21 protein-coding genes are annotated in these 23,507 nt (G+C 64.5%); 8 read left to right on the top strand and 13 right to left on the bottom strand.

Features of this window, described 5'->3' with window-relative positions; genetic code table 11:
- The 3 genes from QX128_RS18705 to QX128_RS18695 are packed head-to-tail and all read left to right on the top strand — an operon-like array spanning position 1 to position 3,934.
- The gene (locus tag QX128_RS18705; RefSeq protein WP_315805766.1) at positions 1-1,113 is read left to right on the top strand and encodes a microcin C ABC transporter permease YejB; all 1,113 of its coding nucleotides are present in this window, start codon (positions 1-3) and stop codon (positions 1,111-1,113) included.
- Positions 1,113-2,291: an ABC transporter permease gene (locus tag QX128_RS18700; RefSeq protein ID WP_315805767.1), complete on the top strand. Its 1,179-nt coding sequence runs from the start codon at positions 1,113-1,115 to the stop codon at positions 2,289-2,291. The genes QX128_RS18705 and QX128_RS18700 overlap by 1 nt, the downstream gene beginning before the upstream one ends.
- Before the next feature lie 5 nt (positions 2,292-2,296).
- Entirely contained in the window at positions 2,297-3,934 is a 1,638-nt protein-coding gene (locus QX128_RS18695) for an ABC transporter ATP-binding protein (protein ID WP_315805768.1), read from the top strand.
- A 219-nt stretch (positions 3,935-4,153) separates the two neighbouring features.
- Here the strand turns inward: QX128_RS18695 and QX128_RS18690 are convergent, their stop codons facing one another.
- The 3 genes from QX128_RS18690 to QX128_RS18680 all read right to left on the bottom strand — a co-directional run bounded on the left by QX128_RS18690 (position 4,154) and on the right by QX128_RS18680 (position 8,605).
- A complete protein-coding gene (locus tag QX128_RS18690) occupies positions 4,154-5,170 on the bottom strand; it encodes a DUF4268 domain-containing protein (protein WP_316238183.1) in 1,017 nt (338 codons plus the stop codon).
- Between the two features lie 1,220 nt (positions 5,171-6,390).
- Positions 6,391-7,230, bottom strand: a complete 840-nt coding sequence (locus tag QX128_RS18685; protein ID WP_316238182.1) for an NlpC/P60 family protein — start codon at positions 7,228-7,230, stop codon at positions 6,391-6,393.
- Positions 7,223-8,605, bottom strand: coding sequence for a leucyl aminopeptidase family protein (locus QX128_RS18680; protein WP_316238181.1), 1,383 nt, complete (start codon positions 8,603-8,605; stop codon positions 7,223-7,225). The genes QX128_RS18685 and QX128_RS18680 overlap by 8 nt, the downstream gene beginning before the upstream one ends.
- A gap of 193 nt (positions 8,606-8,798) precedes the next feature.
- Here QX128_RS18680 and QX128_RS18675 point away from each other — a divergent pair, with 193 nt between their 5' ends.
- Positions 8,799-9,605 carry a tetratricopeptide repeat protein gene (locus tag QX128_RS18675; protein ID WP_315804691.1) on the top strand — a complete coding sequence of 269 codons (807 nt, stop codon included), beginning with the start codon at positions 8,799-8,801 and terminating at the stop codon, positions 9,603-9,605.
- A gap of 25 nt (positions 9,606-9,630) precedes the next feature.
- Here QX128_RS18675 and QX128_RS18670 read toward each other — a convergent pair whose 3' ends face one another.
- The 10 genes from QX128_RS18670 to QX128_RS18625 form a co-directional block, all read right to left on the bottom strand.
- On the bottom strand, positions 9,631-10,872 hold the full coding sequence (locus QX128_RS18670) for a Zn-dependent hydrolase (protein ID WP_316238180.1): 1,242 nt from the start codon (positions 10,870-10,872) through the stop codon (positions 9,631-9,633).
- An 84-nt stretch (positions 10,873-10,956) separates the two neighbouring features.
- Entirely contained in the window at positions 10,957-11,931 is a 975-nt protein-coding gene (locus tag QX128_RS18665) for a type II secretion system F family protein (RefSeq protein ID WP_315753445.1), read from the bottom strand.
- An 8-nt stretch (positions 11,932-11,939) separates the two neighbouring features.
- On the bottom strand, positions 11,940-12,914 hold the full coding sequence (locus QX128_RS18660) for a type II secretion system F family protein (protein ID WP_316238179.1): 975 nt from the start codon (positions 12,912-12,914) through the stop codon (positions 11,940-11,942).
- 11 nt (positions 12,915-12,925) lie between these two features.
- Positions 12,926-14,389 carry a CpaF family protein gene (locus tag QX128_RS18655; protein WP_316177231.1) on the bottom strand — a complete coding sequence of 488 codons (1,464 nt, stop codon included), beginning with the start codon at positions 14,387-14,389 and terminating at the stop codon, positions 12,926-12,928.
- A 21-nt stretch (positions 14,390-14,410) separates the two neighbouring features.
- Positions 14,411-15,679, bottom strand: coding sequence for a CpaE family protein (locus QX128_RS18650; protein WP_315804695.1), 1,269 nt, complete (start codon positions 15,677-15,679; stop codon positions 14,411-14,413).
- On the bottom strand, positions 15,676-16,416 hold the full coding sequence (locus QX128_RS18645) for a CpaD family pilus assembly protein (protein WP_316238178.1): 741 nt from the start codon (positions 16,414-16,416) through the stop codon (positions 15,676-15,678). Before QX128_RS18645 ends, QX128_RS18650 begins: the two co-directional genes overlap by 4 nt.
- Positions 16,417-16,438: 22 nt before the next feature.
- Positions 16,439-17,920 carry a type II and III secretion system protein family protein gene (locus QX128_RS18640; protein ID WP_315804839.1) on the bottom strand — a complete coding sequence of 494 codons (1,482 nt, stop codon included), beginning with the start codon at positions 17,918-17,920 and terminating at the stop codon, positions 16,439-16,441.
- Between the two features lie 17 nt (positions 17,921-17,937).
- Positions 17,938-18,738: a Flp pilus assembly protein CpaB gene (gene cpaB / locus QX128_RS18635; RefSeq protein WP_316177237.1), complete on the bottom strand. Its 801-nt coding sequence runs from the start codon at positions 18,736-18,738 to the stop codon at positions 17,938-17,940.
- A 126-nt stretch (positions 18,739-18,864) separates the two neighbouring features.
- On the bottom strand, positions 18,865-19,389 hold the full coding sequence (locus QX128_RS18630) for a prepilin peptidase (protein ID WP_315734617.1): 525 nt from the start codon (positions 19,387-19,389) through the stop codon (positions 18,865-18,867).
- 326 nt (positions 19,390-19,715) lie between these two features.
- On the bottom strand, positions 19,716-19,880 hold the full coding sequence (locus QX128_RS18625) for a Flp family type IVb pilin (RefSeq protein ID WP_231317342.1): 165 nt from the start codon (positions 19,878-19,880) through the stop codon (positions 19,716-19,718).
- A gap of 451 nt (positions 19,881-20,331) precedes the next feature.
- Between QX128_RS18625 and QX128_RS18620 the strand changes: the two genes are divergently transcribed.
- The 4 genes from QX128_RS18620 to QX128_RS18605 all read left to right on the top strand — a co-directional run bounded on the left by QX128_RS18620 (position 20,332) and on the right by QX128_RS18605 (position 23,503).
- Positions 20,332-21,159 carry a sterol desaturase family protein gene (locus QX128_RS18620; RefSeq protein ID WP_315804697.1) on the top strand — a complete coding sequence of 276 codons (828 nt, stop codon included), beginning with the start codon at positions 20,332-20,334 and terminating at the stop codon, positions 21,157-21,159.
- Between the two features lie 134 nt (positions 21,160-21,293).
- Complete coding sequence (locus tag QX128_RS18615; protein ID WP_315804698.1) at positions 21,294-21,794, top strand: pilus assembly protein N-terminal domain-containing protein; 501 nt, start codon at positions 21,294-21,296, stop codon at positions 21,792-21,794.
- 534 nt (positions 21,795-22,328) lie between these two features.
- Positions 22,329-22,874, top strand: a complete 546-nt coding sequence (locus QX128_RS18610; protein ID WP_315804699.1) for a TadE/TadG family type IV pilus assembly protein — start codon at positions 22,329-22,331, stop codon at positions 22,872-22,874.
- Between the two features lie 68 nt (positions 22,875-22,942).
- Positions 22,943-23,503, top strand: coding sequence for a TadE/TadG family type IV pilus assembly protein (locus tag QX128_RS18605; RefSeq protein ID WP_315804700.1), 561 nt, complete (start codon positions 22,943-22,945; stop codon positions 23,501-23,503).
- Positions 23,504-23,507 lie beyond the last annotated feature (4 nt).

The following is a 23,507-nucleotide window of genomic DNA, read 5'->3' as shown; positions in this document are numbered from 1 at the left end:
ATGGCCGCCTATATCGCCCGTCGCATCCTGCTGATGCTCCCGACCCTGCTCGGGATCCTCTTCATCTCCTTCGTCGTGGTGCAGTTCGCGCCGGGCGGCCCGGTCGAGCGCGTCATCGCGCAACTGACCGGCGCCGACACCGGCGGCACCTCGCGCATCTCGGGCGGCAGTGGTTCGGATTTCGGCGCGCGGCCGCCGGGACAGGTGGGATCCGGCGGCGAGCTGAACTCGAAATATCGCGGTGCGCAGGGGCTCGATCCCGCCTTCATCAAGCAGCTCGAAAAGCAGTTCGGCTTCGACAAGCCGGCGCCGGAGCGGTTCGCGCTGATGGTGTGGAATTTCGCGCGCTTCGATTTCGGCAAGAGCTATTTCCGCGACACGAGCGTGCTGCAGCTCATCAAGGAGAAGCTGCCGGTGTCGATGTCGCTCGGCATCTGGATGACCCTGCTGACCTACCTGATCTCGATCCCGCTGGGGATCCGCAAGGCGGTGCAGGACGGCTCGCGCTTCGACGTCTGGACCTCGGCCGTGATCATCATCGGCTACGCCATTCCGGGCTTCCTGTTCGCGATCCTGCTCATCATCCTGTTCGCTGGCGGCTCGTTTCTCAACATCTTCCCGCTGCGCGGGCTGACGTCGGATGGCTGGTCGGACTTCCCGTGGTACTGGAAGATCATCGACTATTTCTGGCATCTCACTTTGCCGCTGGTATCGATGGCGCTCGGCGCCTTCGCGACCATGACGCTGCTGACCAAGAACTCGTTCCTCGACGAGATCCGCAAGCAATATGTCATGACCGCGCGCGCCAAGGGCTGCAGCGAGAACCAGGTTCTGTACGGCCACGTGTTCCGCAACGCCATGCTGATCGTGATCGCCGGCTTTCCAGGCACCTTCATCAACGCCTTCTTCTCCGGCTCGCTGCTGATCGAGACCATCTTCTCGCTGGATGGGCTCGGCCTGCTCTCGTTCGAGAGCATTCTCAATCGTGATTATCCCGTTGTGTTCGGCAATCTCTTCATCTTTTCGCTGCTCGGCCTCGCGATCAACCTGATCTCGGATCTGACCTACATGTGGATCGATCCGCGGATCGACTTCGAGGCGCGGGAGGTCTGATGACGATCACAGCCACCCCTCCGGTCGAGACCAAGGCGCAGGCCCCGCTCGGCGAGGCCGTGCCGCCGACGCGGCACCGCTTCCGGCCGTCGCCGCTCAATCAGCGCCGCTGGCAGAACTTCAAGGCCAACCGCCGCGGCTACTGGTCGCTGTGGATCTTCCTGTTCCTGTTCGTGGTGTCGCTGTTCGCCGAGCTGATCGCCAATGATCGGCCGTTCCTGATCAAGTTCGACGGCCACCTGTACTTCCCGGCGTTCGTCACCTATCCGGAAACGGCATTCGGTGGCGACTTCGAGACCGCCGCGGACTATCGTGATCCGTATCTGCAGAAGCTGATTGCGGACAAGGGCGGCACGGTGATCTGGCCGCTGGTCCGCTACTCCTACGCCACGCACAATCTCGATCTGCCGACGCCGGCGCCATCGCCGCCGACCTGGATGCTGACGGAGGCACAGTGCAAATCCGTGGTCGAGAAGAAGGGGCTGAAGAGCTGCCGGGATCTCGAATACAACTGGCTCGGCACCGACGACCAGGGCCGCGACGTCGTCGCACGGCTGATCTACGGCTTCCGCATCTCCGTTTTGTTCGGCCTGTCGCTGACGTTCTTCTCCTCGATCATCGGCATCGCCGCCGGCGGCGTGCAGGGTTATTTCGGCGGCTGGGTCGATCTGTTGTTCCAGCGCTTCATCGAGATCTGGAACGCGATTCCCTATCTCTATCTGCTCCTGATCCTGTCGGCTGTGCTGGTGCCCGGCTTCTTCACGTTGCTCGGGATCATGCTGCTGTTCTCTTGGGTCTCGCTGGTCGGCCTGGTGCGCGCTGAATTCCTGCGCGGCCGCAATTTCGAGTACATCCAGGCGGCGCGCGCGCTCGGCGTCTCCAACGCCGTCATCATGGTCCGCCATCTCCTGCCGAACGCGATGGTCGCGACCATGACCTTCCTGCCCTTCATCGTGTCGAGCTCGGTGATGACCCTGACCGCGCTCGACTTCCTCGGCTTCGGCCTGCCGCCGGGATCGCCGTCGCTGGGCGAGATGCTGTCGCAGGCCAAGTCCAACGTGCAGGCGCCGTGGCTCGGTCTCACCGGCTTCTTCTCGGTCGCGATCATGCTGTCGCTCTTGATCTTCATCGGCGAGGCCGTGCGCGACGCGTTCGATCCGCGCAAGACGTTCAGGTGACCGACATGGATGCGATCAGCCAGCCGCTGCTTTCGGTCAGCGATCTCTCGGTGGCCTTCCACCAGCAGGGCCGCCTGTCGACCGCCGTCGACCACGTCTCGTTCGACATCAAGCGCGGCGAGTGCGTCGCCCTGGTCGGCGAGTCCGGCTCGGGCAAGTCGGTCAGCGCGCTGTCGGTGCTGAAGCTCTTGCCCTATCCGGTCGCCTCGCATCCGTCGGGCAGCATCCGCTTCAAGGGCCGCGATCTGCTGCCGCTGTCGGAAGGCGAGATGCGCGGCATCCGGGGCAGCGACATCTCCATCATCTTCCAGGAGCCGATGACCTCGCTCAATCCGCTGCACACGATCGAGCGGCAGATCAGCGAGATTCTGCATCTGCACCGACCGATCTCGAACGGCGCGGCGCGGGCGCGCGTGCTCGAACTGCTGACGCAAGTCGGCATCCCCGAGCCGGAGACGCGGCTCGGCAGCTATCCGCATCAGCTCTCCGGCGGCCAGCGCCAGCGCGTGATGATCGCGATGGCGCTCGCCAACGAGCCCGATCTGCTGATCGCCGACGAGCCGACCACCGCGCTCGACGTCACCGTGCAGGCGCAGATCCTGGCGCTGCTCGCCGACATCCGCGCCCGGCTCGGCATGAGCCTGCTGTTCATCACCCATGACCTCGGCATCGTCCGCCGCATCGCCGATCGTGTCTGCGTCATGAACGGTGGCAAGATCGTCGAGCAGGGTCCGGTCGAGCAGGTGTTCACCGCGCCGTCGCATCCCTACACCAGGGCGCTCCTCGCCGCCGAGCCGAAGCCGGACCCCGCGCCGCCGCGGCCCGACGCACCGGTGGTGATGCAGGCCAAGGATCTCAAGGTCTGGTTTCCGATCAAGCGCGGCCTGTTCCGCTCCACCGTCGGCCACATCAAGGCGGTCGACGGCGTCAGCATCGCCGTGCGCAAGGGCGAGACGCTCGGCGTGGTCGGTGAATCCGGCTCCGGCAAGACCACGCTGGGGCTGGCGCTGCTGCGGCTGATCTCCTCCGACGGTCCGATCGTGTTTCTTGGCAACGAGATCCAGGGGCTGACCTTCAAGCAGGTGCGCCCGTTCCGCCGCGACATGCAGATCGTCTTTCAGGACCCGTTCGGCGCGCTCAGTCCGCGCATGTCGGTCGGCGACATCATCGCCGAAGGCCTGAGCGTGCATCAGCCTGACCTGTCGGAGGAGCAGTCCGAGGCGAAGGTCGTCAAGGCGCTCACCGATGTCGGGCTCGATCCGGAGACGCGCTTCCGCTATCCGCACGAGTTCTCCGGCGGCCAGCGCCAGCGCATCTCAGTGGCCCGCGCGGTCGTGCTGGAGCCGAGCTTCGTCGTGCTGGACGAGCCGACCTCGGCGCTCGACATGCTGTTCCAGTCGCAGATGGTTGAGCTGCTGCGCGAGCTGCAGCGCAAGCGCGAGCTGACCTACATGTTCATCTCGCACGACCTCCGCGTCGTTGCCGCCCTCGCCAGCCATCTCATCGTGATGCGCCATGGCAAGGTGGTGGAGGAGGGGCCGGCCGCGCAATTGTTCAAGGCGCCGAAGACCGACTACACCCGCGCACTGTTCGCGGCCGCGTTCAGGAACGAGACGGCGGGGAATGGGGCGGCAGCGAGCTAGGGGATGGAGCGCGGTCGGTTCGTTCAGCGCTTTGAGACTGAGCGGCTACTGACTTACTGATGAAGCTGGGTAGGCCGTCCTCGATCGGATTCCGATCAGCGAAGCCGGGCAGAGCCTTGAGTACTGTTCTCAGTGGCGTCCCCTTTGGCCCGTTACTCACCCCCATTGGCGCCCGTGCTGGGGACGGAAATTTGACCGGGGAAGACCGAAGCCTGACGGCTAATCGTCCTCTGCTTCCTGTCCGACCGAGCCGGCCTCGCCGCTTGGCCGCATTGACTTCACGCGGGGGACGAAGACTCTCCAGAACCGATTCATCTTGTCGAGCATCCAAGCATGGAGTTCTAGATATTGCTTCTCGTCCGTAGGATTGATGTCCGAACGAAATAGCGCGATGCGCGAGGCCTTTCTCTGGGGGAGCTCCTGCCAATCGAGCTGTTCCCCAAATTCTGCGTCAATTGTCTGCTTGTCCGCGAGCAAAGTGCGAAAGACGGCCTTCTCTACGTCGTTGTAGACGTACAGCTCGACCCCGATTCTCTCTTTGTCGGTACTGAACGTGACGGTGATCGGGATTCCAGATCGTCCGGTTGGAAAATTGTAATAGTGTCTACTATTGGGGCGTTTGAGCTGAAATGCCGAGCCATTTTTCTTGAGATACTCAGAAAATGAAGACCAGTAGCCCAGACGAACAGCATCACTCTGCGCTCGAACGGCCCCTGCGACTTGGCGGGTTGCTGTCCGCGCCGATCGAGTCCAGTCGTTCGGACTAGCGATTACGTTGAAGCGAGGAGCCGGCGGCGAATTGCCAATACGCCAGAGTTCAACCTCGACCGCAAAGAATGAAAAGTCCTCGGCGGTGTTCGTGTTGAGCCAATCTATTGCAGCGCGATGATCGGGCTGAATCACCTCGGCAATCCAAATTATGGTCTTTGCTCCTTCAATGCCGGCAAGATAGGTCAGGATTTGTCCTAGATGCTTGTGATCTGTTCGCTCGAATTGGTTCTCGATGATCACGCGATGGTCGTCTTGCTCATCTGCGATGCGCGCAAGAATATCCGCCTTGAAGGCGCCAACCCAGTGTTCAACCGCCTCAACCTCCAGTTCGAGGTTTAAGGCTTTGCCAAGGATCGTAATGGCGTCCGGCTGTGCAAGCCACGGCGTGAAGTTATCGTCCTCAGCTGGCCAAGCCTCTCTAACGGGTACATTCTCAAATTTTCCAAGGGGGATGATGGAATTCATCGTCAGTACTCGCCGTTGCGGTGGTGGTCATCAAATGAGCAGAACGGGAATCAGAATGTCGAATACGTATATCGTACTAATTATCCTGCGGGAATACGAGGGGCTGACGGCAGCTTGCTTCAGTGCGAATTTGGGATTCTTTGGAACAGCCGACCGGGTAGGGGAGTTTTTTAAGCCGAGCCGAGCAGCGCGGATGGAAAAACCAGCAAGGTAGAACCTGCTCTTTAGCTCTTTCATGTGTCGCATGATTGCGAATTGATTTGCCCGACGGGCAGCGTCTGCAAATATCTGTCCAGCCCTCGCGGTTAAAATATTCCGGTTTCTTATTTTCGGAATTCGTGCATACTCCGCCCCGTCCTGCCCCACGAGAGGGACGTACGCGTCGTCACGGGCGTCGGGTGCGGGATGCGATGGCCGCTTTGATGCTGCGTGTGCATGTGCGCACGGACGAACGGCATCAGGCGGGCGACGAAGTCGTGTGGTCCTGGCGCCCCGATGCTGGCGTCAAGGTTGCGGGTCGATGAGCCCGTGGCCGACAGGGGCAAGAACGCCGGTCCCTGGGGAGAGCACGTATAAGACGCAGCCCATCGCGCAGGGGAGGCCGGATGTTCGGCCCGTACCTGTGGTGACTACCGCGTGCTTTCTTGCACGCAACCACGGGTGCGACCGGCACCCGGCCTTCCCTGCGCCCTCTCATGTTTTCGAGGGCGGATGAATGTCGCACAGCTCGGGCCGACGAGGCCGCGAGAGCGCGGACGCTCGCGCGGTGCTGTTTGGCCCGGCCTGATGCTGTTTGACAGGTGTATTGGATCCTTGCGCCCCTCCCTCCACGTCATTGCGAGCGCAGCGACGCAATTCAGAGTCCTTGCGCGGCCCTGGATTGCTTCACTGCGCTCGCAATGACGGAGGAGAGAGCATGCGAGTCTCTTGGTTAGGAGGAGACGCGCGTCTCTATTGCTTAGGCTCGTTGATGGCCAATACAGCGCCCTCTCCCCTTGTGGGAGAGGGCATCTTCGGCCTCTCCGCGAACTCGCTTGGGTGAGGGGTTGTCTCTTCAAAGAAGGTGCTCGTGGATACAGACCCCTCACCCGACCGAGCTTGCTGCTCTGTCCTACAGGCCATCCCCCACAAGGGGAGAGGGCCCATTCACGAGCAGCCCAGCAAGACTCATACCTTGAAGCTGATGTGTCGATGTCATCACGTGTGGTGCTTCGGCCTTCTCAAACGAGCCGTTTAATGGCGAGTACGTCACTCCCGCTCGCCTTGATCCGTGCAATCGCGGCGCTGACCGACTCGATCGCCGTCGCCATATGAAACGCGTTGGCATGGACCATCGTATCGGCATCGCGCACGATGGCGACGTGGCCCTTCCAGAACATCAGATCGCCGCGGCGGAGTGGGTCGCCACCGTCGAGCACGCGACCCAGCGCCGCGAGCTGCATGTCGCTGTCGCGCGGGCACGGCACGCCGGCGGCATTCAGCGACACCTGCACCAGCCCCGAGCAGTCGATGCCGAGGCTGCTCTTGCCGCCCCAGAGATAGGGCGTGCCGACGAAGCGCTCGGCAACGGCGACGTAATCGGGCTCGCGCTGATCGCGCGGCACGACGTGCTGCTTCGGCACGAACCAGGATTCATGCGTGACGACGAAGCTCGCTTCGTCACGCGTCACAGCGATGGTCGATCCCATGAGCAGCGTCTCGAGCGGCGGCAGCTTGATCGACGGTCCAGGAAACGCGAAGCTGCGCAGTGCGCTGATCTTGTGCGTCGGCGCAGCACTGGGCGCCGCCAGCGCCGCCTCCGGCAGCCAGCCGACATAGCCGTCGCTTTCGAGCTGGCCCCAGGCCCAGCCCTCGCCATTGCGGTCGTAGACCGTGACGCGCTCGCCCTTCAGCGCCTGCGTCGCCTGCTCGGCGCCGGAATGCGGCTGCAGCCGCAGTGGCGCGATCGGATCGACGACGACGAGGGTCTCGCCGTCGACGAAGCGCGCAGCCGTCACCTGTCCCTGGAGATGCCTGGCCGCGATATCGCCGCGTGCCGGCGTGAGCCTCGGATCAGCCATAGCGCTCGCTCAAGAGCTTGTAGAGCGCGCGCGCGGCCTGGCACTCGCCGCCCTCGGGGCGGCCGGGCTTGGCCGACGGCGTCCAGGCGAAGATGTCGAGATGCAGCCAGCTCCTGGCGTGCTCGACGAAGCGTTGCAGGAACAGCGCGCAGGTGATCGACCCGGCGAAGCCGCCCGAAGGCGCATTGTTGATGGTCGCGACCTTGGAGTCGAGCCACGAGTCATACGGCGCCCACAGCGGCATCCGCCACAGCGGATCGTTCTCGGCGGCAGCGCAGCGCGCGACATCGGCGGCGAGCGCCTCGTCCTGGGTGTAGAACGGCGGCAGATCGGGACCGAGCGCGACCCGGGCCGCGCCCGTCAGCGTGCCCATGTCGATCAGCAGATCGGGCTTGTCTTCGTCAGCCAGCGCCAGCGCATCGGCCAGCACCAGCCGGCCCTCGGCATCGGTGTTGCCGATCTCGACCGTGATGCCCTTGCGCGACGGAAACACGTCCATCGGACGGAAGGCGTTGCCGGCGACCGCGTTCTCGACCGCCGGAATCAGCACGCGCAGATGCAGCTTGAGCCCGGCGTCCATCACCATCTGCGCCAGCGCCAGCACATTGGCGGCGCCGCCCATGTCCTTCTTCATCAGCAGCATGCTGCTCGACGGCTTCAGGTCGAGCCCGCCGGTGTCGAAGCAGACGCCCTTGCCGACCAGCGTGACCTTGGGATGCGATGCGTCGCCCCAAACCAGCTCGATCAGCCGCGGCGCGCGCGTCGAGGCGCGGCCGACGGCATGGATCAGCGGATGGTTCGCCTGCAGCAGGTCGTCGCCGACGATGCTGGTGACGCGCGCGCCGAAGCGGTCGGCGACCTGCTTCGCGGCGGCCTCGAGCTCCTCGGGTCCCATGTCGTTCGACGGCGTGTTGACGAGGTCGCGCGCCAATGTCGCCGCGTCGGCCAGGCGGCTCAGCTCGGCGGCGTCGACGCCGTCCGGCGGAACGAGGCGGACCTCCGGCGTCTCGGCCTTGCGGTAGCGGCCGAAGCGGTAGCTGCCGAGCGCAAACGCCAGCGCAGCGAGCCTGCTATCATGCGGCGCATTGGCGAAGCGGTAGGTGCCGGCGGGCAGCAGGCCGGGCAGGGCGCCCGGCCGGAACAGGTCAAGGTGCTTGGCGTCGTCGTCCTCGATGCCGAACAGCACCTGAGCGATGCGCCCGTCCGCGCCGGGCAGCGCCAGATAGCTGCCGGGCTTGGCGGTGTAGACGTTGGCCTCGGCGAAGTTGCGCGCTTCAGCCGACAGGCTCTCCTTGATCCACGGCCAGCTCGCCTTCGTCACGAAGGTGATCGGGATGGCGGACGTTGTGGAGGCGGTCTCGAACATCGACGGCATGCCTAATGGTTCCCTAACTGGCGCGCTTGAGCCAGACTTCGCAGAGTTTGAAGGCCGCCGCAATCGCGCCGGGCGCCTCGCCCGCAAGCCGACGCAAATGTGACGTCTCCGCCGGGATCGCGCCATTAACCGGCTGTTAGCGTTAACAGTTTATTGCTGGCGCGTTCAATTCGCCCGGTCGAGTCCAAGTGACATGCGTCAACCGCCTTCCATTCCCCGGCTCCTCGCGTCCGTCGCCTTCGCCGCGCTCGTCGCTGCGGGACTCGGCGGCTGCCAGACCATGTCCGACGTCACGGGCTCGCTAGGCAGTCGCGCCGAGCCGCCGCCCGCGACCCCGCAGCGCGCGGTCGAGGTCTATGGCGAGCGCTACCGCGCCAATCCCAAGGATGCGGCCATTGCCGTCGCCTATGGCCAGGCACTGCGCAACAACGGCCAGCGTGAGCAGGCGGTTGCGGTGCTGGAGCAGGCCACGCTCGCCAACGCGGGCAACAAGACCGTGCTCGCGGCCTATGGCCGAGCGCTGGCCGACAACGGCAATTTCAAGCTCGCATTCGACGTGCTGTCGCGCGCGCATTCGCCCGACAATCCCGATTGGAAACTGCTGTCGGTGCAGGGCACCGCGCTGGACCAGATGGGCCGCCACGAGGAGGCGCGGCGCTATTACGACAGCGCGCTGAAGATCGTGCCCGGCGAGCCCTCGGTGCTCTCCAATCTCGGCCTGTCCTACATGCTGACGCGGGAGCTGCCGAAGGCCGAGGAGGTGCTGCGCCAGGCCTACGGCTCGCAGCGGGCGGACGCACGGGTGCGTCAGAACCTCGCGCTCGTCGTCGGCCTGCAGGGACGCTTCGCGGAGGCCGAGCAGATCGCGCGGGCCGATCTGCCGCCGGACGAGGCCGCCGCCAACGTCGCCTACCTGAAGCAGATGATCCAGGGGCAGAGCCAAAGCAAGGGCAAGGCGCGCAACGCGGCGCCGATGGCCGCGCTCAATCCGCCGGACTGACGACGTGCCTCGCTGATCGCGGGCCTTATCGTGTGGCGCCCGCCAGCAGGCGGCGGCAGGTATCGACGAACACGTCGGCGCCGGTGACGATGTCGGCATCGGCGGTGTTCTCGGTCCAGTGATGGCTGATGCCGCCGATCGACGGCACGAACAGCATGCCCGCCGGCATGATGGTGGCCAGCACCTGCGCGTCGTGTCCGGCGCCGCTCGGCATCCGCAGCGACCTGCCGGCGGCGAGATCGCGGCTGGCGGCCCCGACCGCATCCTGGAACGTGCCGTCCATCATGGCTGGCGCGCCGGTACGGATGCGCTCGACGGCGACATGGCAGGGACCTGCGTCTGACGCCTGCGCAGCCATCTCGCGCAGCAGCTCTTCGAGCCGGTCGACCACGGCGGCATTGTCGTCGCGGATCTGGAAAAGCATCTCGGCCTGGCCGGGGATGATGCTCGGTGCGCCCGGATCGAGCGTGATGCGTCCCGTGGTCCACACCGTGCGCGGGCCGCAGGCGGCCGGAAAGCGCGCGTCGATCGCGACGCAGAACTTGGCGAGCGCGAGCCCGGCATCCTTGCGCACCGCCATCCGCGTCGTGCCGGCATGGTTCTGCTCGCCGGTGAAGGTGATGCGGTATTGCCAGATGCCGACGATCGAGGTGACGACGCCGATCTTGAGCTCGCCCGCCTCGAGCGTGTCGCCCTGCTCGATATGAGCTTCGAGATAGCCGATATGCCGGCCGGGCTCGGCCTGCAGGCGCGGCCGTCCGGCAAGGCCCATCTCGGCAAGCGCCTCCCGCAGCGTGCGCGGGCTGCTGCGGTCGCGGGCAGCATCGATTTCGGCCTCGCTGACGTCGCCGACATAGGAGCGGCTGCCGAGCATGCTGCCGAAATGGCCCTCCTCGTCGCACCAGGAGGCGACCTCCACCGCACCGACAATAGACGGATCGGGATTGAGCACGCGCGCCGCCTCCAGCGCGTAGACGACGCCGAGCGGGCCGTCGAGCCAGCCAGCCTGATTCTGGCTCTCCAGATGCGATCCGGCCAGCAGCTTGGGGCCGGGCTTGGCGCTGGTGCCCAGCACGTTGCCGATGCCGTCGATATCAGGCGTCAGCCGCGCATCGGGCAGGCGCTCGGCGAGCCAAGCGAGCGATTGACGATGGGCGTCGGAGAAGGTCGGCCGGTGCACGCCGGTCTTGTAGGTGCCGAAGGCGCGCAGTGCGTTCAGATCGGCCAGGACGCGGGCGCCGTCGGCGCGGCGGAGCTTGTCGGACATCAGGCGGAGACCTCGATCATGCTCCGCCTAGCTTCCAGGGTAGAGCCCTGACCGCAAGCGAAATTTCTCGCGAGCGGTCTACGTCTACTGCATGGCCGCGACCTTGATGCCGGTCGGTCCCAGAATGACCACGAACAGCACCGGCAGGAAGAACAGGATCATCGGCACCGTCAGCTTCGGCGGCAGCGCCGCGGCCTTCTTCTCGGCCTCGTTCATGCGCATGTCGCGATTTTCCTGCGCCATCACGCGCAGCGATTGCCCGAGCGGGGTGCCGTAGCGCTCCGATTGCTGGAGCGCGAGGCAGACCGACTTCACGCCCTCGAGGCCGGTGCGGCGGGCGAGGTTCTCATAGGCGACCTTGCGGTCCTGCAGATAGGAGAGCTCCGCGGTGGTCAGCGTGAACTCCTCCGACAATGCGATCGACTGGCTCGAGATTTCGATGGCAACCCTGCGGAAGGCGGCTTCGATGGACATGCCGGATTCGATGCAGATCAGCAGCAGGTCGAGCGCGTCGGGAAACGCGCGCTTGATCGACAGCTGGCGCTTGGAGATCGCATTGCTGAGGAACAGCATCGGCGCCTGCAGGCCGAGATAGGCCATGCCGACGCAGATGCCGATCTTGACCGGCATCGACTTCTGCAGATGCGCGATCACGAAGACGTACAGCACGGACCCGACGAACAGCACCAGCGGCGTCACCAGGCGCGCGAACAGGAAGGTGATGTAGGGCGCCTGGCCGCGGTAGCCCGCCATGATGAGCTTCTCGCGGGCCGCCTCCTGGGCGAGCCATTTGGTGAGGTTGAAATCCTCCACCACGCGAGAGATGAGCTGCTTCGGCGTCTGCCGCAGCGAGACCTTCTCGCCGGCGTTCAACCGCTCGCGCTCGCGCTGCTTGATCCGCTCGCGTTCGCTGGCGACCGCCTTCATGCGCTTGTTCAGGTTCTCGCCTGCGAACAGCGGCATGATCAGCGTATAGACGGTGGCCGTCGCCGCGATGGCGGCGAAGAACATCGTCATGAAGTGCGGGTCGTGCAGCTTGGAGACCAGAATGTCGACCATGGTCCACCTCAGAAATCGAAATTGATCATCTTCTTCATGACCAGGATGCCCATCGACATCCAGATCACGCAGCCGACCAGCATCAGCTGGCCGGTCGGATGGGTCCAGAGCAACGAGATGTACTCGGGCGTGCTCAGATAGACCAGCAGCATCACGATCGGCGGCAGCGATCCGATGATGCCCGCGGACGCCTTGGCCTCCATCGACATCGCCTGGATCTTCTCGCTCATCTTCTTGCGGTCGCGCAGCACCTTCGAGAGGTTGCCGAGCGCCTCGGAGAGATTGCCGCCCGACTTCTGCTGGATCGCGATGACGATGCCGAAGAAGTTGGCTTCGGGAAGCGGCATCCGTTCGTAGAGCCGCGCACAAGCCTCGCCGAGCGGCATGCCGATCGCCTGGGTCTCGATGATCCCGAGGAACTCGCTGCGCAAAGGCTCTGGCGCGTCGGCGGCGACGACCTTGATGGATTCGAACAGCGGCAGCCCCGCCTTGATGCCGCGCACGATCACGTCGACGGCGTCCGGCAATGCCGCCAGGAATTTCTTCTCGCGCCGCTTCTTGAGGTAGCCGAGGATCCAACGCGGCAGACCGAGACCGGCGGCGAAGCCGAGCCCGAGCGCGCCGAGCGGGCCGCCACCGGCGAAGAAGGCAACGGCGCAGACGACGAAGCCGAGGATCCCGGAAACGATCCAGAATTTCTGCACGGTCCAGTCAAGCCCAGCCTGCGAGATCCGCATGTTCAGCGGCACCTTGCTCTGCTTCTGGGCCTTCGCCTCGAGATCCTTCAGCGAAGATTCGACCTGCTCGCGGCGCGAGCGCTGACTGCGTTCGGCCTGGCGGACCACCGGCTCGGACTTGGCGACGGTGCTGCGCCGTTGCTCGGCCTTCCGCTCGCCAGACAGCAGGGGGTAGAGGAACACCCAGGCGATGCCGCCGATCGCGGTGGCGGCGAGGAAGGCAAGGGCGAGAGCCTGCAGCTTCATGGGGTCTCTCCTCAGTCCTTGCTCGCGACTTCGGCGGCGTCGAGCGCAGCCGCAAGCCGCTTCTCTTCGCCGTAGTAGCGCGCGCGCTCCCAGAACCGCGGCCGGCCGATTCCGGTCGAGCGGTGGCGCCCGATGATCTTGCCGTTCGCGTCCTCGCCGATCATGTCGTAGAGGAAGATGTCCTGGGTAATGATGGTGTCGCCTTCCATGCCCATCACCTCGGTGATGTGCGTGATGCGGCGGGAGCCGTCGCGCAGGCGCGCCGCCTGGACGATGACGTCGATCGAGGCGCAGATCATCTCACGGATGGTCCGCGACGGCAGCGAGAAGCCGCCCATTGTGATCATGGATTCGCAGCGGGACAACGCTTCGCGCGGGTTGTTGGCGTGCAGCGTGCCCATCGATCCGTCGTGACCGGTGTTCATGGCCTGCAGCAGGTCGAATGCCTCGGGGCCGCGGACCTCGCCGACGATGATGCGCTCGGGCCGCATACGCAGGCAGTTTCTCACCAGCTCACGCATGGTCACCTGGCCTTCGCCTTCGATGTTGGGTGGGCGGGTTTCGAGGCGAACCACGTGTGGCTGCTGCAGCTGGAGTTCGGCGGCGTCCTCGCAGGTGATGACGCGCTCGTCGTGATCGATGTAGTTGGTCAGACAGTTCAACAACGTGGTCTTGCCCGAACCGGTACCGCCGGAGATCAGCACGTTGCAGCGGACGCGACCGATGATCTGCAGGATCTCCGCGCCCTCCGGCGAAATCGCGCCGAACTTGACCAGCTGATCGAGGGTCAGCTTGTCCTTCTTGAACTTACGAATGGTGAGCGCGGGGCCGTCGATCGCCAGCGGCGGAACGATGGCGTTGACGCGCGAGCCGTCGGCGAGACGCGCGTCGCAGATCGGCGAGGATTCGTCGACGCGGCGGCCGACCTGGCTGACGATGCGCTGGCAGATGTTCAGGAGCTGCTGGTTGTCGCGGAACCGGATGCCCGTGCGCTGGATCTTGCCGTTGACTTCGATGAAGACCGTGCCGGCGCCGTTGACCATGATGTCGGCGATGTCGTCGCGCGACAGCAGCGGCTCCAGCGGGCCATAGCCGAGCACGTCGTTGCAGATATCGTCGAGCAGCTCTTCCTGCTCGGCGATCGACATCACGATATTCTTGATCGCGATGATCTCGTTGACGATGTCGCGGATTTCCTCGCGCGCGGATTCGCCGTCGAGCTTGGCCAGCTGAGCGAGATCGATCGCTTCGATCAGCGCTCCGAAGATCGTCGCCTTGACCTGATAGTAACTGTCCGAGCGCCGGGCCTCGACAACCGGTGGCGGCGGCGGCGGAGCCTGCCGGGTCGGAGCCAGAGGTGGCGACGGCACGGCCGGAGCCGCCGCGCGTGGCGCAGCCGGCGCCGGCTCGGGCGCCGGCGCGGCCGGCCTGAGGGCTCTGGTATCGTTGTCCAATCCGCTACGCTTACCAAACACGACTTAGAACTCCACGCGTGCTTACTTCGCCCTCAGCTTGTCCAGCAGGGGCGACAGGAAGGAGCCTTTCGGCTTCTTTGTCTCGCTGCGGCCGGTGAGCCGCTGCGCGATCTGGAGAAACATCTCCGTCGTCCGATGGCTGGGAGACATTTCCGCAATCATCTGGCCGTTGTTGGCGGCCGCGCCGAAGATCTGCGGCTCGAACGGGATCGTTGCGATCGGCGGGCTTTCGATCGCCTTGGCGAACTCGCTCGCATTGATCTCGGGTCGCTTGGGAACGCCGACCTGGTTCAAGCAGTAGAGCGGCATGCGATCGTTCGGCCGGGCGGCCTTGAGGAGATCGAACATGTTTTTGGTGTTGCGCAGCGAGGCGAGATCCGGCGCCGCGACGATCAGGATGTCGTCCGCGGAGATCAGCGCCCGCTTGGTCCAGCCTGCCCATTGATGCGGAACATCGAGCACGATGCAGGGCATCGAGGCCCGCAGCGTGTCGAACACCGCATCGAATGCCTCAGCGCCGAAATCATAGACCCGGTCGAGCGTCGCAGGCGCGGCCAGCAGGCTCAGATGATCGGTGCATTTCGACAACAGCCGGTCCATGAAGGCGATGTCGATCCGGTCCGGTGAGAACACGGCGTCCGCGATGCCCTGCGCAGGATCCTGGTTGTAGTCGAGGCCGGCGGTGCCGAACGCCAAATCAAGATCTGCCACCACGGAGTCCATCGCCAGGTCGCGCGCGATCGCCCAGGCGATGTTATGGGCCAGGGTCGAGGCTCCGACGCCGCCCTTGGCGCCGACGACGGCAATGATCCGCCCGACAGCCTTGGCTTCCGGCGCCGAGAACAGGTTGCAGATCGAGCGGACGACGTCGATCGGCGTCACTGGCGACAGCACATAGTCGCTGACGCCGCGCCGAACCAGCTCGCGATACAGCGTGACGTCGTTGACGCGGCCGATCACGACGACGCGCGTGCCGGGGTCGCAAACCGTAGCGAGCTGATCCAGGCCGGCCAGGATGTCGGTGCGCGCATCCGTCTCCAGGATGATGACGTTCGGGGTCGGGGCAGATCGGTAGGCCTCGATCGCCGCCGCCATGCCGCCCATCTGAACCTTCAGATGGGCCTTGCCGAGGCGCCGGTCCTCACCGGCGGCCTGAACCGTGGCGGCGGTTTCCACCGTCTCACAGAACGCCTGCACGGACACGCGCGGCGCGGGCGCGATGTGATCGTCGGCCGGTGGCGGCACGACGTCAGGCTGCTCCTCTTGGGTCTGTCGGGCGTAGCTGATCATTTGCCTGTGTCGCTGAGTTTGGCCTTGTCGGCCTCTGGATACGTGATCGCGGTTGATTGTCCCTTGCGATATTTGTCGAATAACGCCGTGCGGCGGGTGGTATAGGACGGCGTTTCGGATCGCGGCTGCACGAGATCCGACGGGTTTGCGACCATTGCCGCCATGTTGCGCTGGTAGGCGCAGCCGTAGTTCCAGTCAGGCTTGTTGTCGAACCAGTTCTTGTTCTTGATCGATGGCCCGAGGTCGTCCGGCCAGATCCCGCAGGGCCCCGCCGTGGCCGACAGTTTTGGATAGCTAAGCCGGATCGCGGCCATCTGGCGCGGGTCCTTCGGCTGATAGTTGCGTACGGTGATGCCGTGCGGCGGGACGCCGGCGGCGGCCAGCAGGGAGTGGATCTCCCGCATCGAGTCGGCAGCCGCCCGTGCGTTGGGGGTGCCGCTCGGCACGTCGGCGCTGATCGCGCCCGTGCCCTGGCGAATCCAGCTCTGGGCCAGTCCCATCACGTCGGCGCGCTGCTCGGCCGTCAGGCCGCCACGGCCCTGGCCGACGAAGACCACCAGGGAGTCCGGGGCCTCCTGGATCGCGATCGGGTGGCGTAGCCGGTAGTCGTCGGGGATGCTGGCCGTGACGGCCGGATCTCTGCGGAAGTTGCAAGCGCCGAGCAGGACCGCTGCGCCGGCCAGGGCCACGGCAAGTTGCAGTCGGCGGTGTCGAGCGGGGCTGGGTTTCGTGGTCATCGTTGCAGGTCCTTGTCCCGGCTCAGTCCGTGATGAAGCCATAGGTGCCGCGATAGTTGCGTCCGGGTTCGACCCGGCCGGGTACGCCGTAGATGCGGTTGATGCTGCCCAGGAGATCGGCCTGGGGATCGGAGGCGGCCGCAAAGCCGTCGTCTGGGCGGGAGAGATCCTTCTGTGCCACGGCGCGGACGACGAACGGCGTCACCAGAACCATCAGCTCGGTCTGGTTGTTGACGTAGTCGCGGCTGCGGAACAGCGCGCCGAGGACCGGCAGCTGCATCAGGCCCGGCATGCCGCTGATCGCCTGCTTGGTCTGCTGCTGGATCAGGCCGGCCATCGCCATGGCGCCGCCGGAAGGAATCTCCAGCGTGGTCTCGGCGCGGCGGGTCTTGATCGAGGGAACCGTCAACGAGTTGACCGTCGACGCGCTGACGGCTTGCGACAGCGTGATCGAATTCTCGTTTGAGAGCTCGGAGACCTCGGTCATCACCCGCATCGAGATCCGGCCCTCGCTGAGCACGACGGGCGTGAAGTTGAGCGAGATGCCGAACTTCTTGAAGCTGATCTGCGTCGTACAGACATGGGTCGTCGGATCGCAGGAGTAACCGGCGGGAACCGGAAACTCGCCACCGGCGATGAAGGTCGCGGACTCGCCCGAGATGGCGGTCAGATTGGGTTCGGCGAGCGTACGGATCACGCCCGCGTTCTCCATCGCGCGCAGTGTCGCCTGCACCGTCGGGGTCGCTCCGCCTAACGACGCGGTCACGGCGTTGTTGGAGACGAGATTGCTGCCGTAGGCGGTGAACGGATTGGAGTTCGCGTATTTGATAACAGCCGTTCCGTAGTTGAGCTGGCCGGAGAGATCGATGCCGAGCTGCTTGACGACCGAGCGCTGTACCTCGGCGACAGTCACCTTCAGCATGACCTGGTCCCGGCCGCGCACGGTGATCGAGTTGACGACCTTGTCGGCGCCGCCGGCGAGCCGGGCGGCCAGTTCGCCGGCCTGCTGGGCTTCGATCTGGCTCGACGCCGAGCCGGTCAGCACGATGCTGTCGGCGAGGCCCTCGATCTGGATATCGGCATTCGGCAGCAACTGCTTCAGCGCCGCCCGCGCGCCGTTCAGGTCGCGCTTGACCGCGATGTCGTAGGCCGCGATCTGCTGGCCCTGCGCGTCGAAGAAGACGATATTCGTCTGACCGATCGCCGCACCGATGATGTAGGCGCGCTGAGAGGAGCGCACGACGGCATTCGCGATCTTCGGATCGGCAACAAGAACGTCCTTGATATCGCGCGGCAGATCGATGACGACGGACTTGCCGATGCCGAGCGCAAGGAAACGTGCATTGATCTGACCGTCCGCGGCGGCGGCTGCAGTCGCCGGGCGATAGTCTGCCGCGATCACCGGCGCGATCGCCGGATTGAGGGTCAGCGCAGCGGCGGCCGAAAACGACAGCGCGCGGACCAGCAGGGTCCGCATCTTCCGCTGATTTTCGCTGCAGGTCATCTTGGTGGTCCTCTTGCTCACTTCTGCGTCGTCATCGTGCTGGGGATGCCGAAGCGGACGACGGCAACGCTGTCGCTGCGCTTGCGGCTGGTCTCGTCCGTGCGGCGCTCGGCCACGTTGACGTCGGCGATGCTGCGGAGCGCCAGGGACAGCGTTCCGGTTTGACGGGCACGCGCGAGCGTCTCGGCCTGTTCTGGCTTCAGCTCCAGCGTGACCGTCTTGCCGACCACCGTGGTCTGGCCGTCCTTTTCCTTCGGAGCCTGATCGATCGCCAGCACGCGGATGTTCGACAGGATGATATCGGAGCTGACGACGTCGCCCGCGTTGGGCTGATCCGGATTGCGTTCGCGCTTGGACAGGATCACGTCGACGCGATCGTTCGGCAGGATGAAGCCGCCGGCGCCGGTTTCCGGCGAAATCTCGGTGGACACGGCGCGCATGCCGGCCGGCAGGATCGCGGCCATGAAGCCCGAGCCGTCGGCCTTGACGAGCTTCTGTTCGCGGATGGGCTCGCCGGCAATGAACGGCGCCCGCGCGATCGTGCCGGTGATCTGCGTCTGTCCTTCGGGCCGCTCGTTGCGGCGGATGAAGCTGGAACTGGCCGTGGCCGCCGGCCAGCTCTGCCACTGCAGATCTTCGGGCTTGAGGGATTGGCCGAGGGCAATGTCGCCCTTGGCGACGAGAACGTCGACGGTCGGCATCTGCGGCGCGGGCGCGGCGACTTGAGCCGGCCGGTCGTCGGACCCGCTCGCGAGATATGCGGCCACGCCGCCAGCGCCTACAGCGATGGTCAGAACCACAATGCGTGCGGTATTCATACGCTTCACTTTCCACATGACGCCGCGACGTTTCCGCCGCCGTGATGGGAGTTGAGCAGTTATTCGTCAAAGCATGGTTAATGAGGCGTATCTAAATCGCCTTAACACCGCGTTGACACGGTGTGTTCAGAGCAATGCAAGACGCGCAGCGTCGATCGCCTTCACCCAATCGGTCTCCGGATAGACCATCAGAGCGCCCAGGGCGAGCGCGATGCCATAGGGCACGCCGCTCTCCTTGGCGTGCAGGCGTGCAAGCCAGGGTTGCCCCGCCAGCATGTAGGGCAACGGCCATTGCCGGAACTGCATGAGAGCGAGGGTGAGCACGCCGCCGAAGATCGAGGCGTACAACAGGTAGTTCATCAGGTGGGCGAAGCCGAACCACAGGGCGGCGGCGGATGCAACCTTGGCGTCACCGCCGCCGATCCAGCCGAATGCAAAGCACGTGAACGCAATCACCAGCAAGGTCGCGCCGGCACCGAGATGCATCAGCATGTCTGCCATGCTCATCCCGCTCAGCGGCGCCAGAACCAGGAAGCCGGCGACGAGCGCCAGGGAGACCCGGTTCGAAATGGTCATCGTGAACAGGTCGCTCGCCGCGGCAAAGGCCATCAGGGCCGGAAACAGCAGGAGGCGCGCGAGATCGAGGGTCATGGGCTCTCAATGGCATCGACGCGGGGCATGGGTGCGCCGCTGCGCCAGAGTCTAGCTGCAAGAAATAAATGATCGGGAAACGGCCGGAATGGCCGGCCGGTTGTCGATCTCACCAGACGCTGACGATGCGGGCCGCCAGAGCGAGGATGGACAGGCCGAGGCCGCCGCAGATCCAACGCAAGGCGACGTCGGTCCCGCTGGGCGGAGGCCGGGACGCGGCTGCGGACAAAACGTGGTTACGCATCACTGAACGCCGCGGAGCTGAAGGTGGAAATGATAAAGGCCCCGGATGTCCGGGGCCTTCTTTGCTCGGCCGTGACGACCGCTTACTTCAGCGAGGTGTTGATCGCGCCGAACTTGGAGCTCAGGCTGGAGCCGAGACCGTTCACCGCGGCAATGATCGCGAGCGAGATGCCGGCGGCGATCAGACCGTATTCGATCGCGGTCGCGCCGGATTCATCCTTCACGAAGCGAGCAAGAAGATTCTTCATAGGTAACTCCATGTACACGTGGCTGGTCGAACAAACTCTGGTCGTTGCGGCGTTCTCAGCACCGTGACCATGCGGCCACCCTAGGGGGCAGGAATTTCGGCGTAGTTAATTCGGTCGCCGAAACCCGGCGACAAATGGCTGTTATTGTGCAGAGTAAACGTAGGATGAAGCGGACCGTGATCATTCTAAATGATCCACGGCACGCGCCGTGCCAATCTCGCTGAAAAGATGAGCGCGAGCTTCCACTGCCGCGCCCAATGTTTCCAGCGCAGGAGCCTGCGCCGCATTCCGCACCATAGGCATATGGTCCCGTCGACCTGGCCGGCGAGCCCTTGGCTCCGCGTCGATCGTGCTGGACCGATCGGCAGCCCAGCTCGGCCGGCCACGAGGTTCACGGCTCCTTAAGCGCCAAGGAGTACCCCTCGGAACAGTTCATGAGATGAGGAATGTGATGTCCGGTCTGCCATGGGAAGTCGCGCTGATGCTCGGCCAGACCATCGAGAAGGTGCTGCCGATCACCTTGGTGCTGGCAGTGGTGTTCTCGGTGCTCAGCCACTTCTGGGCCTGCAATCCCGGCAAGCCGTGGTGGCAGAAGCGCGAGCTCGTCACCGACGTGGTCTACTGGTTCTTCGTGCCGGTGTTCGCGCGGGTGCTCCGCATCGGCTTTCTCGTGCTCGGCGCCAGCGTTCTCTTCAAGATCCGCGACGCCGACGAGTTGATCGCCTTCTATGAGAACGGGCACGGCCCGCTGGCGCAGCTTCCGGAATGGCTGCAGGGGCTGCTCTTTCTCGTGCTCTCCGACTTCATGCTGTACTGGACGCATCGTCTGTTCCATGGCGGCGAGTTCTGGAAATACCACGCGGTCCACCACTCCTCGGAAGATCTGGAGTGGATTTCGGCGGCCCGCTTCCATCCCATCAACCTGATCCTCGGCACGATCGCGGTCGACGTCATCCTCCTGATGGCCGGCATCTCGCCCAATGTCATGATCTGGGTTGGACCGTTCACGACGTTCCATTCGGCCTTCGTCCACGCCAATCTCAACTGGACGCTGGGCCCGCTGAAATATGTCCTCGCCACGCCCGTCTTCCATCGCTGGCACCACACGTCGATGGAGCAGGGCGGCAACACCAATTTCGCCGGCACGTTCCCGATCTGGGACATCCTGTTCGGCACGTTCCGGATGCCGGAGGGGCAGTTGCCCATGGCCTACGGCAAGGACGAGGCGACGATGCCCGGTGAGTTCGGCGGTCAGCTCGCGTTTCCGTTCCGAAGATGACGTGTTCTGCAACCGCCCGAGCTGAGATGGCGGCGTTTGCAGAACGTTCACCAATTGAGCGCAGATTTGCCGCGTCGGGCGCCGTCACCGCTGCGTATCGCTTGAGACGGCTCGTCAAGGTCCCGGGGTTGAGTATGTCGTTCTGTGTATCACGTCGTCCTTCTGTTTCCTTCGCATTGCGGGCGGCTGTCGCCGCCGTGCTGCTGTGGCCGGCTGCCGCCTCGGCGGAACCCGATCCTGCCATCGCCGTGAATGTCGACCAGGCCAAGCTGGTCAAATTGCCCGACCGGGTCGCGACCCTCGTCGTCGGCAATCCGATGATCGCCGATGTGACCTTGCAGAGCGGCGGCATCATCGTCGTCACCGGCAAGAGCTACGGTGCCACCAACTTCATTGCGATGGATCGCGGCGGACAGGTGCTGATCGATCGCCAGATCCAGGTCGCCGGGCCCACCGACCAGCTCGTGACGGTGTATCGCGGCGTCGATCGCGAGACCTATAGCTGCATGCCGATCTGCCAGCGCCGGGTGACCCTGGGTGACGGCGACAACTACTTCAAATCGGTGCTCGACCAGGCTGGAACGATGTCCAGCACGGCGAGCGGCAACGCGGCAGCGGCGTCGAAGACCAACTGAGCGCTGGCTTGGCCATGCCTGGCCGGGTCGATGGCGACGTCTGACCGCTTCTCCACGCGCGTCCGCACCGACGATGCGGTGAGCCTTGCCGCTGGCGCTGCGGCTCGATAGCCCGATTCGTTTGGTTTCGATGATCGGGTCGGACAGGTGGCGCGCTGCCTCGAAGGGCTGACTGCGAGCCACCCCCAAGCATGCAGGGCGATCGCATATGGTTTTCCCGGGCGGAACTTTCATGGCCTCGTGGTTCGAGACGCGTCGCAAGAGCGACGCTCCTCACCATGAGGATCAACAGCTTTGCGGCGGAGAAAGGCCCTCATCCTGAGGAGCCCGCCGAAGGCGGGCGTCTCGAAGGATGGTCGCGAAAAGACTGCGCGCCCAGCCTCTTTCACCATATGCGATCGCCCTGCCCAAGCATGGTTAGCGGGAGGTTGATGCGGCGGGCCATACTGTCCGTATCGTAGGAAACTCTTTCCCAAGGAGTTTCCGCTATTCGTTTCACTCAGGTTGATGTGCCTTTCCAGTCCGGATGACCCCATGCAAGCCTCCGTCTCCTCGACCGCTTCGATGCGCCGGCTGCTGCGCCGCTTCCGGCGCAACAGGCGGGCATCGGCCGCGCTCGAATTCGCGCTGGTCGCGCCGGTCTTCTTTGCGCTGCTGTTCGCGATCATCGAAACGGCGCTGATGTTCTTTGCCGGCCAGGTGCTCGAGACCATCACGCAGGACTCGGCGCGCATGATCCTGACCGGACAGGCGCAACAGGGCTCCTATACGCAGTCGCAATTCGCGAGCTACGTCTGCACCCAGGTTCCCGCGCTGTTCGACTGCAACAAGATCTATATCGACGTGAAGAGCTACTCCTCGTTCGGGAGCGTCTCGATCAGCAACCAGATCGACAACAGCGGCAACTTCGTCAACAACATGACCTACAGTCCGGGCGCCGCCGGAGACATTGTCGTCGTCAGGCTGTTCTATCAGTGGCCGATCTTCGTGACCGGCCTCGGCTACAATATCGCCAACCTGAGCGGCAGCAAGCGGCTGCTGGTGGGTACGGCCGCATTCAAGAACGAGCCGTATTCATAACACGGACCTCGCGAGCTGCTTCTGAGGGACACCAGGAATTCATCATGCCGTTGGGAAGAATGCCGGGTATGTCTTCGCGCCTGCGCCTGTGGCGTCGCATCGACGCCTTCGCTGCCGATTGTCGCGGTGTCGCGGCCACCGAGTTCGCATTCATCGTGCCGCTGATGCTGGTGATGTTCTTCGGCACGGTCGAATTCTGCTCGGCCATCGCCGTCGACCGCAAGGTCACTTTGATGGCGCGCACCCTGTCCGATCTGACGTCGCAGTCGACCACGGTCGGCGACAGCGACATGTCGAACTTCTTCGCCGCCTCGACCGGCATCATGTATCCGTACTCGACCACGCCGGTGAATGCGACGATCACCGAACTCTATGTCGATCCCACCACCATGCAGGCGACGGTGAAGTGGAGTAAGGGGTCGACGCCGCGGACCGTGGGCATGACGGTCGGCGTGCCGGCTGAATTGCTGGTGTCCGGCACCTATCTGATCTTCAGCGAGGTGAACTACCAATACGTTCCGACGATCGGCTACGTCATGGGCAAGACGGGCGTCAATCTCAGCGACGTCGCCTATACCCGGCCGCGGCAGTCGACCTGTGTGATGTATAGCCCGGCGACCTCCTGCTGAGCTG

Source organism: Bradyrhizobium sp. SZCCHNR1015, from assembly GCF_032489875.1.
In the GTDB taxonomy this organism is placed as follows: Bacteria; Pseudomonadota; Alphaproteobacteria; order Rhizobiales; family Xanthobacteraceae; genus Bradyrhizobium.
Note: the sequence above shows the minus strand (reverse complement) of the source record. Positions and strands in the feature narration are given on the sequence as shown.